Source organism: Vicinamibacteria bacterium (genome assembly GCA_035570235.1).
Taxonomy (GTDB): Bacteria; Acidobacteriota; Vicinamibacteria; order Fen-336; family Fen-336; genus DATMML01.
In genome coordinates this window covers 1-14589 of the sequence record DATMML010000061.1, presented here as the reverse complement: position 1 = coordinate 14589, position 14589 = coordinate 1, and the positions used below count along the sequence as shown (strand labels likewise).

Sequence of the window (14589 nt, the reverse complement as noted above, 5' to 3'; positions counted from 1 at the left end):
AGGATCGCCCCCACCGCGTTCTGCACGTACTGCAGCCATTGGGCGTGATCCTTGTCTCGAACCACCGCCACCCCTCCCACGCTGTCCGAGTGCCCGTTCAGAAACTTCGTGGTGGAGTGGACCACGATGTCCGCCCCCATAGCGAGAGGGCGCTGGAAGAACGGGCTCATGAAGGTGTTGTCCACGACCAGGAGGGCACCCCGCCGGTGGGCGAACTCCGCCAGGGCGGCAATGTCGCATACCTTCATCAAGGGGTTGGTGGGGGTCTCGATCCAGAGCAGGGCGAACTCGCCGGCCTCCCGCTCCAGGGTGGCGGCGTCGCTGGCGTCCTGGAAGGCGAACTCGACGCCGTAGCGGGCCAGCACCCTGGTGAAGAGGCGGTGGGTCCCGCCGTAGACGTTGTCGGAGACCACCACCCGCTGGCCGGCTTTGACCAGGGTCAGCACCGCTTGTATAGCCGCCATCCCCGAGGCGTAACAGTAGGCGTCGACTCCGCCCTCGAGGGCGGCCAGGTTCCGTTCAAGCGCCCGCCGCGTCGGGTTCTGGGTGCGGGCGTATTCGTAGCCCTTGTGCTTGCCGATCCCCTCTTGCACGTAGGTCGAGGTCTGATAGATCGGGGTAGTCACGGCCCCCGTCGTGGGATCGGGTTCTTGGCCGGCGTGGATGCAGTCGGTGGCGAAGCCCATGGACTCCTTCTATCTCAGAGGGACGCCCGCTCCCGGGCCAGGAACTCTTCGCACTCCGCCGCGGCCACGGGATGGCTGAACAAGTGCCCCTGCATCCGGTCGCAGCCGCGGGCGCTCAGGAAGGCCCGCTGCTCCACGGTCTCCACCCCTTCCGCCACGACCTGGAGGTGGAGGGTGTGGGCCAAGGAGATGACGGCGGCCGCGATGGCCGCGTCGTCGAGATCGGTGGGCAGGTTGCGCACGAAGGAACGATCGATCTTGAGGGCGTCGATGGGGAGGCGCTTGAGGAAGCTCAGGGAGGAATAACCGATCCCGAAATCGTCGATGGAGATGCGCACCCCCAGCTGCTTGAGTTGATGAAGGGTCTGCACGGTGCCATCCGCGTTCTGCATGAAGATACTCTCCGTGATCTCCAGGTCCAGAGAACGGGGGTCGAGGCCCGTCTCCCGAAGAGCGGTCGTGACCTGGGACACGAGGTCCGGCTGCTGGAACTGCCGGGCTGAGAGGTTCACGGAGACCCTTAGATCGGGGTGGCCCTGCTTTTGCCAGGCCCGGGCCTGGGCGCAGGCCGTTTGCAGCACGAAGGGCCCGATGGGCACGATGAGGCCGGTCAGCTCGGCCAGGGAGATGAAGTCGGCGGCCGGCACCAGGGTCCGGCTGTCCGGGTGCTCCCAGCGAAGCAGGGCCTCCACCCCGTAGATGCGGCCGCTCCCCAGGTCGAGCAGGGGCTGATAGTGGACCCGCAGCTCGCCCTGGGCTAGGGCTTTGCGCAAGCTGTTCTCCAGAGCCAGCCGTTCCCGGGCCCGCGTGTTCATGGCGGGGGTGTAGAGCTGGTAATGGTTGCGCCCCTGTTCCTTGGCCCGGTACATGGCGGTGTCGGCGTTCTGGATCAAGGTCTCCGCGTCGTGGCCGTCCTCGGGGTAGAGAGCGATCCCCATGCTGGCGGTGACGAAGAGCTCGTGGCCGTTCACCACCTTGGGCTCGCGCAGGGCTTGCAGGATCTTCTCGGCCAGGCGCGCCACCTCCACCGGGCGTTGGATTCCGGGCAGGAGGAGGATGAACTCGTCCCCCCCCAGGCGGGCTACGGTGTCCGCCTCCCGTAAGCAACCCAAGAGCCGGAGGGCGATCTCCTCTAGCATGCGGTCCCCCACGTTGTGGCCGAGGGAGTCGTTGATGATCTTGAACCGGTCCAGGTCCAAGAAGAGCACGGCCAGCTTCTGCTTCTGGCGATGGGCCTGGGCCACGGCGAGGGAGAGGCGGTCGTTGAAGAGCAGGCGGTTGGGCAGGCCGGTGAGGGCGTCGTGGTAGGCCAGCATCGTGATCTGCTCTTCGGCCCGCTTGCGTTCCGTTATGTCGAAGGCCGTGCCCAGGGCCGCGGCCTCCCCCCTGAACTCGATGAAGCTGGAGGAGAAGTCCAGCCACCGCTCCTGCCCGTTGTTGCGCACGATCTTGAACTCGCAGTGGGTGGAGACCGGCTCGCCCCGCTGGCGGGCGAGCCCCCACTCCCGGACCGCGTCCCGGAAACCGGGGTGGAGGATCTCCCAGAAGCTCATGCGCTGGAGCTCTTCCCGGCTGTAGCCGCAGACGGTGGCGGCGGCGGCGTTGACGTAGCGGAACTCCTCCCCTTGATAGATGAAGATGGCACAGGGGGCAGTCTCGGCCAGGGTCCGGAAGCGGGCCTCGCTCTCTCTCAGCGCGTCCGCCGCCCGCTTGCGATCGAGGGCGCTGGCCACGTGCTGAGACACGAAGGTCAAGATCTCGCGTTCCGTCTCCGTGAAGCGAACGCTCTCCTGGTACGTCTGGACCACGAGCACGCCGAAGGTCTTGTCGCCGCGCATCAAGGGAACGCCCAGCCAGTCCAGGGAATTCGCCCCCACCTGCTCGATCTGGCCCGCGGCCATGAGCCGATCGAAGGTGGCGGGGTTGGCGAGGAGGGGGGCCCCCGTGCGGAGAACGTACTCGGTGAGGCCCTTGCCGAGCCCGCGCGGTTCCGGCGGGGGGTCCACCTCGTCCACGAAGTAGGGAAAGCTCACCGTCCGGCTGTGGTCGTCGTAGAGCGCGATGTAGAAGTTCTGCGCGTTCATGAGCTCACCCACGATCCCGTGGATGGCCGCGTAGAAGGCGCCCATGTCCTGGACGGTGCTGGTGGTCTCCGCGATCCGGTAGAGGGCGGACTCCAGCTTCTCCGCGCGCTTGCGCTCGGTGATGTCGCGGACGATGCAGACCATTCCCCCTCCCTGGAGTGTGCTCAGGGAGAGCTCTTGGGGGAAGGTGAGGCCGTCGCGCCGCCGGCCCTCCGCCTCTCCCCGCCACCGCCCGGCCGCCCACAGGATGGGCAAGATCTCCTGTTCGAAGCGTCGGAGCTCACGTTCCGCGTACAGGACCCTCCAGTTGCGGCCCAGAAGCTCGGAGACGCTGTCGTAGCCGTAGATCCGAGCGTGCGCCTCGTTCAGGTAGAGGTAGTTCTCGTCCGGTCCCAGGATCGCCATGCCGTCCATGGCGGCGCCGAAGGCGTGGGCCTGCTTCAGGAGGGCATCCTCGGCCCGCAGCTGGCTGGTGATGTCGTAGACGATGGAGAAGAGAAGGCGCTGCCCTCCGAGCTCCACCGGCCCGGCGTGGACCTCCACATCCCGCGTCTCCCCGGAAGGCAGCGGATGCCGGAAGCGGAAGTGGCTCCGTTTGCCCGCCGCGGCCAGGGCCATGGCCTCCTGCACCTGCTCGGAAGACAGGGTGTTGATGTCGCTCAGGCGGAGGGCGGTCAATTCCAGGTGGGGACGTCCGTAGAACTGGCACGCCGCGGGATTGGCCTCCAGGATCCGCCCCGACTGGGGATCGACGAGGAGCTGGGCGGCCTGGTTGCGCTCGAAGATCTGACGGAGAAGATCGGAACTCGGGCCCGGCGCGTTCCCGGCCGACGTGTCCTGCACGCTCAAGGGCCGCGGCCTCCTCGAGCCCATGCCAAGCCCCCTGGGAGAAGGCCAGGCTGGCAAGAGTCGCACCTAGTCTACTGCATCTCCAAGGCCCGCGCTTCGCCGTCCCCGACCCCGGCAAGACCTTGAGCGGGCATAAGTTGGTCGCTCCGCGAGGGACACGAGGGCAGCCGCGCGCGGGTTTCGCGGTAGCCCGGGTGCTCTGGTTTCTCTAGCGGAGGGTCAGGGTCAGGGACACCGGCTGGCCATTGCGCAGCACGACCGCTCGGACCTCGGTCTCCCGCTGCAGGCGCGGGTAGAGGCTCATGAGCGTCGGCAGCCCGTCGATCACGGTGTCGTTGATGCGAGTGAGCACGTCCCCCGGGCGCAGGCCCGCGTCGGTGAGTAGGCTTCCCTCCGGGATGCGGGTCAGGGCCAAGCCGGCCACACGCCCGTCCTGGGTCACCGGCATCACCGCGGTCTCGGCCAGGATGCGGGGGATCTCCAAGCTCAGGCGTCGCTCGACCTCGCGGCGGTCCATGGCCCGGGCGGGAGAGCTCGGGTCCTCGACCGGTCCCGCGGGCCGCGGCCGCCCACCTTCCCCCCGGGGGGGCGGAGGGGGGGCGGCACGGAGGGGCACCTCGACCACGCCCGTTTCGTACTCCAGTCGGACGGTCTCCAGGCCGATGGCGGTCACGCGTCCCCCGAACGCGCTCTCCCCGACCCCGGCCAGACGCGTGCGCGCGCCCGAGCGCAGCAAGACCACCGACTGCTCCGGCCTCCGCGCGATCACGACCCCGATCGCAGCGAGGTCCAGGGGAGGTGAGACCAGAGCAGCCAATAAAAGCAGCGCGCCGGGCATAGGGACGACTAACGCTAGCCTGAGGGGCCGGGGCCTGTCAACGAAAGGGCTTGCTTCGTGGCCCGTGCTAGAGTCGCCCTGTCATGCCCGAGCCCTCTTTGCACGCCGGGGCCGCGGTGGATCGTCTCCGTTGGGCCGTCCGCACGCGCGCATTCCTCACCTCCACCTGGCGGGGCCGGGTCCTGCTCGTTGTCCTTGCCCTCTGGCTGCTCGAGAAGATCGGGGTTCCCCTGCCCGGCCTCCTCGCCGGACTCGACCACCTCCTGATCCTCGTCTACGCGGCCTGGGGTGTCTATCGACTCCTCCGCGGCCGCTGGCGACTGCTTTGGCGGATTCGGACCAAGCTCATCTTGTCCTATCTGTTCATCGGTCTGGTGCCGGTCGTGCTTCTGGGGATCTTCTTCTTCATCGCGGGGGTGCTGTTCGTGAGCCTCGTGGCCTCGCACCTCGTCACCTCGGAGCTGGATTCTCTCGGCCAGGCCCTGGAGACCGTCGCCCACACCGGCACCACCGGCCTTCCCGCCGGAGACGCCGCGGCCGCGGCCACCCTGCAGGAACGCCTGCTCCCGGCCCAGGCCCTCCATCCGAAGATTGGCTATGCCCTCCTCCGCAACGGACGCACGGTGGCGGCCGCGGGCACCGTCCCCCGGCAGCTCCCCTCTTGGTTTAAGGGGCCCGGCTTCGCGGGCCTGGTCGGCCAGGCCGAGGTCGTGGAGAGCGTGCGGGCGGTCTGGGCCCAGGGGGACTCGGCCCTCATCCTCGACGTGCCGGTCGATGCCCAGCTCTTCGCGGACTTCGAACGGCGCACGGGAATCCTTCCCGTGAGCGTGGGGGGGAGGGTGCGAAAGAAGGCGGAGAGTCGGGGCGTCTCCTTCGAGATCGAGAGCGGGGACCGGAAGCCGAGCATGCGCGCCCTGAACCCGGGGCGGGCCGAGGACCAGAGGTTCAGGCTCACCTTCGTGGCCACTCCCGAGTGCGCAGATTGGGTGACGGGCGAGACCGCCCCCACCAGCGTCATCTTCCAGTTCAACCCCTACGACCTGATGCGCCGGCTCTCACCGGGTGTGGTCAACATGGCAGAGGCGCTGGTCATCGCCCTGACGGTGGTGGGCGGAGTCTTCCTGGTCATGTACGTGGTGGCCCTGATCCTGGGCCTGCTCCTGGCCCGCTCTATCACCCGCAGCGTGCACAGCCTTTCTCTGGGCACGCAGCGCCTGCGGGAGGGCGACTTCCTCCACCCCATCCAAGTACGCAGCCGCGATCAGCTGGGGGAGCTGGCGGAGTCCTTCAACCTCATGGCCCGCGGGATCCAGGATCTGCTGCGGCAGCAGGCCGAGAAGGAGCGCCTGGAGGAGGAGCTGCGGATCGCCCGCCAGATCCAGATGAGCCTGTTGCCCGCGCAAGGGGCGGTGACCCTACCCGGCCTGGACGTGGCTGCGCTCTGCCTCCCCGCGGCGGAGGTCGGGGGCGACTACTACGACCTCCTGCCCCTGTCCCCCACCCGCCTGGGCGTGCTCGTGGCCGATGTCTCCGGCAAGGGGACCTCGGCCGCCCTCTACATGGCGGAGTTGAAGGGCCTGGTCCTGTCCCTCTCCCGCATCTATGGCTCCCCGGCCAAACTGCTCTGCGAGGCCAACCGCATCCTCAGCGCCAACATGGATTCGCGCTCTTTCATCACCATGACCTACGCCGTGGTCGACACCGCGAAGATGACGCTCTGCCACGCCCGCGCCGGCCACAATCCCATCATCCACCTGGACAGGGCCAGCGGACGCACCCGCATCCTCGCCCCCTCCGGTCTAGGGCTCGGCATCGACCGCGGGAGCCGCTTCGAGGAGATCCTGGAGGAGACGGAGGTCCCGCTCCGCACGGGGGACCTCTTTCTCCTCTTCACGGACGGCCTCTCCGAGGCCATGAATGGCCAGGCCGAGCTGTTCGGGGAAGGCCGCCTTCGTCGGATCATCGAGGGCAGCCAGGCCCTGAGCAGCGACGAGATCCGGGACCGGATCCTGGAGGAGGTCCGGCTCTTCGTGGGGGACGCGGCCCCGCACGACGACATGACCATGGTGATCCTCAAGGTGGCCTGAGGCCAAGGAGCGCGGGTGTTGAGAGAGGAACGAGAGGCGGGGCTGCGCGAACTAGAGACCCGCCTCGGCCATCGCTTCTCCAACCTCCGCCTCCTCGATCAAGCCCTCACCCACGCCAGCCTCGCCAACGAAGACCTCTCCGGGGGTACCCGCGACAATGAGCCCCTCGAGTTCCTGGGGGACGCCGTCTTGGGCTTCATCGTGGCGGACCTCTTGCACCGCCGCGATCCGGAAGGGGACGAGGGGATGAAGAGCCGGACCCGCGCCCACCTGGTCTCCGCCCCCAGCCTGGCGGGGCGGGCGGCCGATCTCGGGTTACCCGCTCTGCTCAAGCTGGGCCGCGGGGAGGAGAAGACCGGCGGGCGGCAGAAGGCGGCGCTCTGGGCCGACGCTTACGAGGCCCTCATCGCGGCCGTCTTTCTGGACGGAGGTCTCGATGCCGCTCATCGATTTGTGCGCGACGAGTTCGCCCGCGACCTCGAGGCGGATCTCTCCAGCCGGGACCACAAGAGCGCCCTCCAGGAGCGGCTGCAGTCCCGGGGGCAGCCCGTCCCCGAATACGTGGTGGTGGCGGCGGAGGGGCCCAGCCACCGTCGACTCTTCCGGGTCGAGTGCCGGCTCGACGGAAGGGTGGTCTCGGAAGGCGAGGGCCACTCCAAGAAAGAAGCCCAGCAGGAGGCGGCCCGTCGGGCGCTCAAGACCCTGGAGCGTGAGGGCTAGGCCGGCGCGTCGATCCAGCCCCCGCCCAGGCAGACCTCGCCGTCGTAGAAGACCGCGGCCTGGCCGGGGGTGATCGCGCGCTGGGGAGCGTCGAAGCGGACGAGGGCGCGGGCGCCGGGGAGGGGCCGGACGAGGGCGGCCGCCTCGGGATGGCGGTAGCGGATCTTCACCCCCGCCCGCAGCTCCTCCCCGGGGGGCGCTATGGAGAGCCAATTCACGTCACGCGCGACCAGGCCCTCCCCTTCCAGCTCCTCCTCCCCGCCCACCACCACGGTGCGCGCGGCGGGGGCGACCGCGAGTACGTATAAAGGACGGGCGGCGGTGAGCCCAAGCCCCTTGCGCTGACCGACCGTGAAGCGGTGGATGCCGTCGTGGCGGCCCAGGGTCCGGCCGGAATGGTCCACGATCGGGCCCCCGCGGTCCGCGGGGGGGGCCTGCCGCTCCACGAAGGCCGCGTAATCCCCGTCGGGGACGAAGCAGATCTCCTGGCTCTCGGGCTTGTCTGCGGTGGGCAGGCCACGCTCCGCGGCCAAGCGGCGTACCTCCGCCTTCTGGAGCTCCCCCACCGGGAAAAGAGCGCGGGCGAGCTGGTCGGGGCGGAGCCCGAAGAGGAAATAGGACTGGTCCTTCCGTGGGTCCTTCCCCTTGAGGAGGCGATGCCGCCCGCTGACGGGGTCCAGGTCCTTGCGGGCGTAGTGACCGGTGGCCACGTGCTCGATCCCCAGGGCCCGGGTCTTCGCGACCAGGCTCTCGAACTTCACCTCCGTATTGCAGCGTGCGCAGGGGAGAGGCGTTCGTCCCTCCAGGTAGTCCCGCACGAAAGGCGAGATCACTCCATCCTGAAAGGAGTTCTCGAGGTTGACGACGTAGTGGGGGATGCCCAGACGCCCCGCCACGGCCTTGGCGTCGTGCAGGTCCTCGAGGGCGCAGCAGCGGCCGAAGGACGGTCCGGCTCCCTCCGTCTGGTCGTGCAGCTGCATGGAGATCCCGACCACCTCGTGGCCCTCCTCCTTCAGGAGGGCCGCCGCCACCGAGGAGTCCACGCCGCCGGACATGGCAACCACCACGCGCACGACGCCAGTATAGACGCCGCCGCGAGGCCCGTCAGCACCTCATCCCTTGCGGGCCGCCTCGCGCAGGAGGTCCCAGGCCCGGAGCACGTGACGCTCCTCGGTGCGGATGTTCCCGATGGCCAGGCGCAGAGTCGTGCGGCCACCAAGCTTGGTGTGGGAGAGGTAGGCCTCGCCGCTGGCGTTCACCGCGTCCAGGACCGCCTCGTTCCGCCGGTCGGCCTCCTCGGGTGTGGCGCCCGGGAAGCGGGCGCGGAAGCAGATGAGCGAGAAGGGGGAGGGTGCCATGACCTCGAAGCCGGGATCGGCCTCGACCCAGGACCGGAAAAGCGCGGCCAGGCGAATGTGCTCGCGGATGCGATCCGCGATCCCCTCCTGGCCGAAAGCGCGCAACACCATCCACAACTTCAGCGCCCGGAAGCGGCGGCCGAGGCTCACCCCGTAGTCCATGAGGTTGGGCGCCACCGCGTCTTCGGGCGTGCGCAGGTAGTCCGGCACCAGGCTGAAGGCGGCCCGCAACACCTCCGGCTTGCGCGTGTAGAGCACGGAGATGTCGATGGGAACGAAGAGCCACTTGTGGGGATTCATGACGAGGGAGTCGGCGCGCTCGCACCCCGCAAGCACAGAGCGCTTCTCGGGGAGGACCGCGGCCGCGCCCCCGTACGCCGCGTCCACGTGGAGCCAGAGACCCTCCTTCTCGCAGATCTCGGCCACCATTGGCACGGGATCGATGCTGGTGGTGGAGGTCGTCCCCACGGTGGCGGTGACGGCGAACGGGGTCCACCCCTCCCGTCGGTCCTCGGCGATCGCCCGGGCAAGAGCAGCCGGATCCATGCGGAAGGCCCCGTCCACGGGAATCTTGCGCAGACCTTCCTGGCCGATGCCGAGCACGAGGCCCGCCTTTTCCACCGAGGAATGGGCCTCCTCGGAGGCGTACATGCGCAGCCGGGCCTGGCCCACGAGCCCCCGGCGGCGGGCTTCCAGGCCCGGCACCGCCTCCCGGGCCGCGGCCAGGGCCACCAGGGTGGAAGCGGAGGCGGTGTCCTGGATCACGCCGAAGAGGCCGGGGGGCAGGCCGAGCATCTGCCGCAGCCAGTCAAGGGTCACCGCTTCCAGCTCCGTGGCCACCGGCGACGTCTTCCAGAGCATCGCGTTCACGTTGAAGGCCGCGGCCAGCAGCTCGCCCAGGATGCCGGGGGCGGAGGCGGAGATGGAAAAATAGGCGAAGAAGCCGGGGTGGTTCCAGTGCGTGAGTCCGGGCACGATCAGGCGCTCGACGTCCTCCAGGATGCGGGGGAGGGGCTCGCCTTCCCCGGGGGGGGAGGAGGGGAAGGAGGCCCGAACCTCGCCGGGTCTGCACCGGGCGAGGACGGGGTAGCGCTCCAGCCCGCCGAGGTAGCGCGTGATCCAGTCGAGCAGGCGGTAGCCTTCCTGCCGGAAGGTCTGGAGGTCGATGTCGCCCCGGAAAGGCGTGAGCGCTACTCCACGTCGGTCACGATGAACATGAGCACGTGGCTGCCGATCCGGAACTCCATCTGGTTCGTGAGTACCTGCTGGTCGATGCGCTCCAGGTCGAGGAAGGTGCCGTTGGTGGAGCCGAGGTCCCGGAGGATGGCGGTCTCGCCCAGGATCTCCAGGGCCGCGTGCTGACGGGAGGCCTCAGGGTCGTCCAGGTTGATGTCAGCCCCCGAGCGCCCCAGCGTGGTCCGGGTCTTGGTGATCTGGTAGATCTGGCCCGTGGCCGCGCCCTGGATCACGGCCAGGGAGAACCGCTTGTCCTTGGGCAGCTCGATCGCCCCCATCTTATGCAGGTTTGCCCCCGTGACCGTGGCGCTCCCGTACTCGGGTTGGTCCTCGCGCTTCTCCCGGCCCGTCGTGGCCTCCGCGACCAGGTTCCTCTTGGTTTGCAACACTTCCGGAGTCGCCTCGGGCTCGGCCGGAGCGGGGGGGGAGGCGGCGGGGCTCAGGTTGCCCGGGGGAAGGGTCATGGCCCCCATGAGCGGATTCTCGATCTCGATGGTGCCCCCGCACTTGGCGCACTTGGTCTTGACCTTCGGCCGACCGCCCAACCGGCTCTCGTCGAATTTGTACCGGGACTGGCAGCTCGGGCAGACGATGATCATTCGGTTGCTCCAGATCCGACGCTCGCGGCCGGAAACCGGTTCACGTTCCTCCTTGCCGCGTCCGGCGGATGGGAGAGCATAATACGAAACCGGGGGTCGCGGGCCCAAGTTTTCCCAAGTCCGGATGGTCCCCGCCGACGGCGGCCGCGGGTAGAATGAGGTTGGTGGGAGCGGGCGCAGTTCCGAGGGCCGGGCCCGGCGGCCGTCCGGACGGCATTCCGTGGCTACGGCGAGGAGGGGACGTGAGCCGAGAGGACATCTGGTGGCCGGGCCTTGAGGGCGGGGACGAGCACCTCGCCCCCGACGATGATTCCGAGGACGACGACGACGAGGACGAGGACGACGATGTCGAGGACCCCGACGACGACGAGGACGAGGACGACGAGAAGGACGACGAGGAGGACGCCGAAGGGTGGGATGACCCGGGCGGGGACGATGAGGAGGATGAGGCAGAGGAAGAAGACGAGGAGGAGGAGTGAGCGTTTCCGTACCCCTATTGCCGCGCCCCACCTGGATCAAGGCCCGGGCGCCCCTGGGTGCGAACTTTGATCGCCTGCAGGGCCTGATGCGCGAGCTGGGCCTCCACACGGTGTGTGAGGAGGCCCGGTGCCCCAACGTGGGGGAGTGCTGGAACCGGGGCACGGCGACCTTCATGATTCTGGGCGACGTGTGCACCCGGGCCTGCGGCTTCTGCGCCGTCAAGACGGGCCTCCCGAGCCGGCCCCCCGACCCCGAGGAGCCGCGCCGGGTGGCGGAAGCCGTGGCCCGCATGGGCCTCCGCCATGCTGTCATCACCTCCGTCAATCGCGACGATCAGAAGGACGGTGGGGCCTCGGTCTTTGCCTCCGTGATCCGGGAGATCCGGGCGCGGGTTCCCCGATGCGCGGTGGAGGTGCTGATCCCTGACTTCAAGGGAGACGCCCAGGCCCTGGCCACCGTGATCGAGGCCCGGCCGGACATCCTGAATCACAACACGGAGACGGTGCCGCGCCTGTACCGCCAGGTGCGCCCGGGGGCCCGCTTTGAGCGCTCCCTCGACGTGCTGCGCCGCGCGAAAGCGGCCCGCCTACTCACCAAGAGTGGCATCATGGTCGGGCTGGGCGAGGAGTGGGTGGAGGTTCAGGAGGCCATCCGCGCCATCCGGGCCGCGGGTACGGACATCCTGACCGTCGGTCAGTACCTGAGGCCCAGCCCGCAGCACCTGCCCCTCCTGCGCTACTACACCCCCGAGGAATTCGATCTCATAAAGGAGTTCGCGGTCGCCCTCGGCTACGCCCACGTGGAGTCCGGGCCCCTCGTTCGCTCGTCCTACCATGCGGAGGAGCAGGTCCCTCACAGTTAGAGCCCGCCCCAGACCCCGATCCTGCGTTTCCGGGCGCCGGGCGCAGACCCGGTGGGGGGCTGGACGCCCTTACGCCCGGCCGCGGCCGGCTAGAGAGACGCTCCGCTGGCGCTGGATGCAGGCGCTCACGGCCTGGGCGGCGCGCTCCAGGTGAGCCTCGCTCGTGCCCCGCCCTAGCGAGAAGCGCAGCGAAGCCTGTACCCGCTCCGCGGTCAGGCCCATGGCCCGCAGCACGTGCGAGGGCTCCACCGCCCCCGCCGCGCAGGCGGCCCCGGTGGAGACGGCGACGCCCATGAGGTCGAGGGCCATGAGCAGGCCCTCGGCCTCCACGCCCTCGAAGGAGACGTTGGTCGTGTTGGGGACGCGCGGTCCGTCGCCGTTCCGGAGCGCCCCGGGGATGGCCAGGAGCCGCTCCTCCAACCGGTCGCGGAGCGACCCCAGCCGGGCCCCTTCCGTGGCCAGATCTCCCCGGGCCAGGCTTGCCGCCCGGCCGAAGCCCACCACGCCCGCCACGTTCTCGGTCCCCGCTCGCCGGTTCCTCTCCTGCGCCCCCCCTCGCACCCAGGATTGGAGCTTGGTGCCGCGCCGGACGTAGAGGGCCCCCACGCCCTTGGGGCCGTACAGCTTGTGCGCGGAGAGGGCCAGCAGGTCCAGGTCGAGCGCGCGAACATCCACCGGGATCTTGCCCGCGGCCTGGACACCGTCGGCGTGAACGAGGGCCCCGCGTTCCCGGGCCAGGCGCACGGCCTCTTCTATCGGCTGGAGGATGCCCGTTTCGTTGTTCGCGAGCATGAGGCAGAGGAGGGCCGTGCGGTCATCCACTCTGGCCCGCAGATCGTCCAGATCGACCAGGCCGCGGGCGGATACCCGCACCGTCTCCACCGGCCATCCCTCCCCCGCCAGCGCCCGGGCCGTGTTGAGCACCGCGTGGTGCTCGACCGCAGAGATCACGATCTTGCGCCGGGGCTCGCGGGTCATGCCCGCCACTCCCCGCAGCGCGATATTGTCGGCCTCCGTCCCGCTGGCCGTGAACACGATCTCGGCGGGCGTGGCCCCGATGAGGGCGGCGACGTGGCCGCGGGCTTCGTCCATGGCGGCCCGCGCCTGCTGGCCGAACCAATGCTGGCTCGAGGGGTTCCCGAAACCGTCCCGGAGCACGGGGACCATGGCCTCGAAGACCCGGGGATCGAGCGGGGTGGTAGCGTTGTGATCGAGGTAGACGCGCTCCATGCCCTATTCTAACAGCGCTAGAATGCGCCACCCTCCGGAGACCCCGGTGGGGGGCCTCCTCGCCCGACCCCAGGGGCGCGCGCCGTCGCCCGGGAGCTGAAGATGCCACCGATCGTGGCCCTCTTGACCGACTTCGGGACGGCAGACCCCTACCTGGGCTCCATGAAAGGGGCAATCCTGTCCGCTTGCCCTGCGGCAACCCTCGTGGACCTGGTCCACGATCTGCCCCCCCACGACGTGGCCGCGGGCGCTCTGATCCTGGAAGCCTCCTACCCGAGCTTCCCCCCCGCCACCGTGTTTGTGGTCGTCGTCGACCCCGGGGTCGGCTCGCCGCGGCGTGGCCTGGCCGTGGGGGCCGGCGGCTACCGTTTTGTCGGCCCCGACAACGGCATCTTCACCTGGGTACTGGAGGAGCATCCCGACGCGCACATCCGGGCCCTGACCAACACCAACCTCTTCCGCTCTCCGGTTTCCCCCGTCTTCCATGGCCGTGACGTGTTCGGGCCGGTGGCTGGCCACCTGGCTCTGGGGCTGGATCTCCAGCACGTGGGCCCGGCTGTCTCCGATCCCGTGCTCCTGCCTCGGGCAGCGGCACGACGCCTCGGGGAAGGGGCGTGGGAGGCCACGGTCGTGCGCGTGGACGGCTTCGGAAACCTGACCACCAACCTCCGGCAACGGGATCTGGAGGAGATGGGGGCAGGCGGGCCCGTTCCCGACGACATCGTGGTGAGCCTGGCCGGGGCCGCCCTCCCCCTGGTGCGAACGTACGCCGAGGTGGGGCAGGGCGAGGCGTGCGCGCTCATGGGCAGCGGCGGGCGTCTGGAGGTGGCGGTCCGGGAGGGCAACGCCGCCCGCCTCCTCGGGGTGGGGACGGGCACCGTGGTGCGGGTGAGGCGCGCAGGGGGGAGGGAGTGAGGCCCGCCCACTGAGCCGGAAGCCCTGTGGGACTCGTGATAGTATGGGCCACTAGCCTCTAGATCCATTGGTTTTCGTAGGTTAGCAACATGCGTGAGGTTGTGATCGCGGGGGCGGTACGGACGCCGATCGGGAAGTTCGGCGGCGCCCTCTCGGGGCTGTCCGCGGCTCAACTGGGGTCGGCGGCGGCTTCCGAGGCCCTCCGCCGGGCGGGCGTGGCCCCCAACCAGGTGGAGGAGACCGTGTTCGGCTGCGCCCGGCAGGCGGGGGGAGGACCGAACGTGGCACGCCAGGTCTCCTACCGCGCGGGGGTCCCCCCCGAGGTCCCCGCCTTTACCGTGAACATGGCCTGCGCGAGTGGCATCAAGGCGGTGGACCTCGCCTGGCGGGCGATCCGCGACGGCGATGCCGAGGTGGTTCTGGCCGGAGGCGTCGAGTCCATGAGCCGCGTTCCCTACCTGCTCACGGGTGCCCGCTGGGGCTACCGCATGGGGGACCAGTCGGTGGTGGACGCGATGTACCAGGACGGGTTTCTCTGCCCGCTCGCCGAGCAGCTGATGGGGGAGACCGCCGAGCGACTGGCCGCCGACTACCGGATCTCCCGCGAGGAGCAGGACGCCTTCGCCCTGCGCAGCCAGGAGCGGG

General features: G+C 69.5%; 13 protein-coding genes. 6 read left to right on the top strand and 7 right to left on the bottom strand.

What is annotated here, in order from left to right; translation table 11 throughout:
- The 3 genes from VN461_10955 to VN461_10945 all read right to left on the bottom strand — a co-directional run.
- A partial coding sequence (locus VN461_10955; protein ID HXB55295.1) for an aminotransferase class I/II-fold pyridoxal phosphate-dependent enzyme occupies nucleotides 1–686 on the bottom strand: 686 nt, incomplete at its 3' end.
- A 14-nt stretch (nucleotides 687–700) separates the two neighbouring features.
- Nucleotides 701–3613 carry an EAL domain-containing protein gene (locus tag VN461_10950; protein ID HXB55294.1) on the bottom strand — a complete coding sequence of 971 codons (2913 nt, stop codon included), beginning with the start codon at nucleotides 3611–3613 and terminating at the stop codon, nucleotides 701–703.
- Between the two features lie 214 nt (nucleotides 3614–3827).
- The gene (locus tag VN461_10945; protein ID HXB55293.1) at nucleotides 3828–4457 is read right to left on the bottom strand and encodes a PDZ domain-containing protein; all 630 of its coding nucleotides are present in this window, start codon (nucleotides 4455–4457) and stop codon (nucleotides 3828–3830) included.
- Nucleotides 4458–4540: 83 nt separating this feature from the next.
- Here VN461_10945 and VN461_10940 point away from each other — a divergent pair, with 83 nt between their 5' ends.
- Both VN461_10940 and rnc read left to right on the top strand, forming a co-directional pair.
- Nucleotides 4541–6544: a PP2C family protein-serine/threonine phosphatase gene (locus VN461_10940; protein HXB55292.1), complete on the top strand. Its 2004-nt coding sequence runs from the start codon at nucleotides 4541–4543 to the stop codon at nucleotides 6542–6544.
- Nucleotides 6545–6562: 18 nt separating this feature from the next.
- On the top strand, nucleotides 6563–7264 hold the full coding sequence (rnc, locus tag VN461_10935; protein ID HXB55291.1) for a ribonuclease III: 702 nt from the start codon (nucleotides 6563–6565) through the stop codon (nucleotides 7262–7264).
- Here rnc and mnmA read toward each other — a convergent pair.
- The 3 genes from mnmA to VN461_10920 are packed head-to-tail and all read right to left on the bottom strand — an operon-like array spanning nucleotide 7261 to nucleotide 10457.
- Nucleotides 7261–8337 carry a tRNA 2-thiouridine(34) synthase MnmA gene (gene mnmA, locus VN461_10930; protein ID HXB55290.1) on the bottom strand — a complete coding sequence of 359 codons (1077 nt, stop codon included), beginning with the start codon at nucleotides 8335–8337 and terminating at the stop codon, nucleotides 7261–7263. The genes rnc and mnmA overlap by 4 nt on opposite strands.
- Before the next feature lie 39 nt (nucleotides 8338–8376).
- On the bottom strand, nucleotides 8377–9753 hold the full coding sequence (locus VN461_10925) for a pyridoxal-dependent decarboxylase (GenBank protein ID HXB55289.1): 1377 nt from the start codon (nucleotides 9751–9753) through the stop codon (nucleotides 8377–8379).
- 59 nt (nucleotides 9754–9812) lie between these two features.
- Entirely contained in the window at nucleotides 9813–10457 is a 645-nt protein-coding gene (locus VN461_10920) for an FHA domain-containing protein (protein ID HXB55288.1), read from the bottom strand.
- A 242-nt stretch (nucleotides 10458–10699) separates the two neighbouring features.
- Here VN461_10920 and VN461_10915 point away from each other — a divergent pair, with 242 nt between their 5' ends.
- Both VN461_10915 and lipA read left to right on the top strand, forming a co-directional pair.
- The gene (locus tag VN461_10915; GenBank protein HXB55287.1) at nucleotides 10700–10936 is read left to right on the top strand and encodes a hypothetical protein; all 237 of its coding nucleotides are present in this window, start codon (nucleotides 10700–10702) and stop codon (nucleotides 10934–10936) included.
- The gene (gene lipA, locus VN461_10910; GenBank protein ID HXB55286.1) at nucleotides 10933–11799 is read left to right on the top strand and encodes a lipoyl synthase; all 867 of its coding nucleotides are present in this window, start codon (nucleotides 10933–10935) and stop codon (nucleotides 11797–11799) included. Before VN461_10915 ends, lipA begins: the two co-directional genes overlap by 4 nt.
- A gap of 69 nt (nucleotides 11800–11868) precedes the next feature.
- Here lipA and VN461_10905 read toward each other — a convergent pair whose 3' ends face one another.
- Entirely contained in the window at nucleotides 11869–13029 is a 1161-nt protein-coding gene (locus VN461_10905) for a cysteine desulfurase family protein (protein ID HXB55285.1), read from the bottom strand.
- A 102-nt stretch (nucleotides 13030–13131) separates the two neighbouring features.
- Here VN461_10905 and VN461_10900 point away from each other — a divergent pair, with 102 nt between their 5' ends.
- Together VN461_10900 and VN461_10895 are read left to right on the top strand one after the other, a co-directional pair.
- Nucleotides 13132–13944 carry an SAM-dependent chlorinase/fluorinase gene (locus VN461_10900; protein HXB55284.1) on the top strand — a complete coding sequence of 271 codons (813 nt, stop codon included), beginning with the start codon at nucleotides 13132–13134 and terminating at the stop codon, nucleotides 13942–13944.
- Nucleotides 13945–14033: 89 nt separating this feature from the next.
- On the top strand, nucleotides 14034–14589 hold a 556-nt coding region (locus VN461_10895), incomplete at its 3' end, for a beta-ketoacyl synthase N-terminal-like domain-containing protein (protein HXB55283.1).

Coding starts and splice junctions, on each gene's coding strand:
- VN461_10945 (HXB55293.1), bottom strand. CDS start 4,457: ATGCCCGGCGCGCTGCTTTTATTGGCTGCTCTGGTCTCACCTCCCCTG.
- VN461_10940 (HXB55292.1), top strand. CDS start 4,541: ATGCCCGAGCCCTCTTTGCACGCCGGGGCCGCGGTGGATCGTCTCCGT.
- VN461_10920 (HXB55288.1), bottom strand. CDS start 10,457: ATGATCATCGTCTGCCCGAGCTGCCAGTCCCGGTACAAATTCGACGAG.
- VN461_10905 (HXB55285.1), bottom strand. CDS start 13,029: ATGGAGCGCGTCTACCTCGATCACAACGCTACCACCCCGCTCGATCCC.
- VN461_10900 (HXB55284.1), top strand. CDS start 13,132: ATGCCACCGATCGTGGCCCTCTTGACCGACTTCGGGACGGCAGACCCC.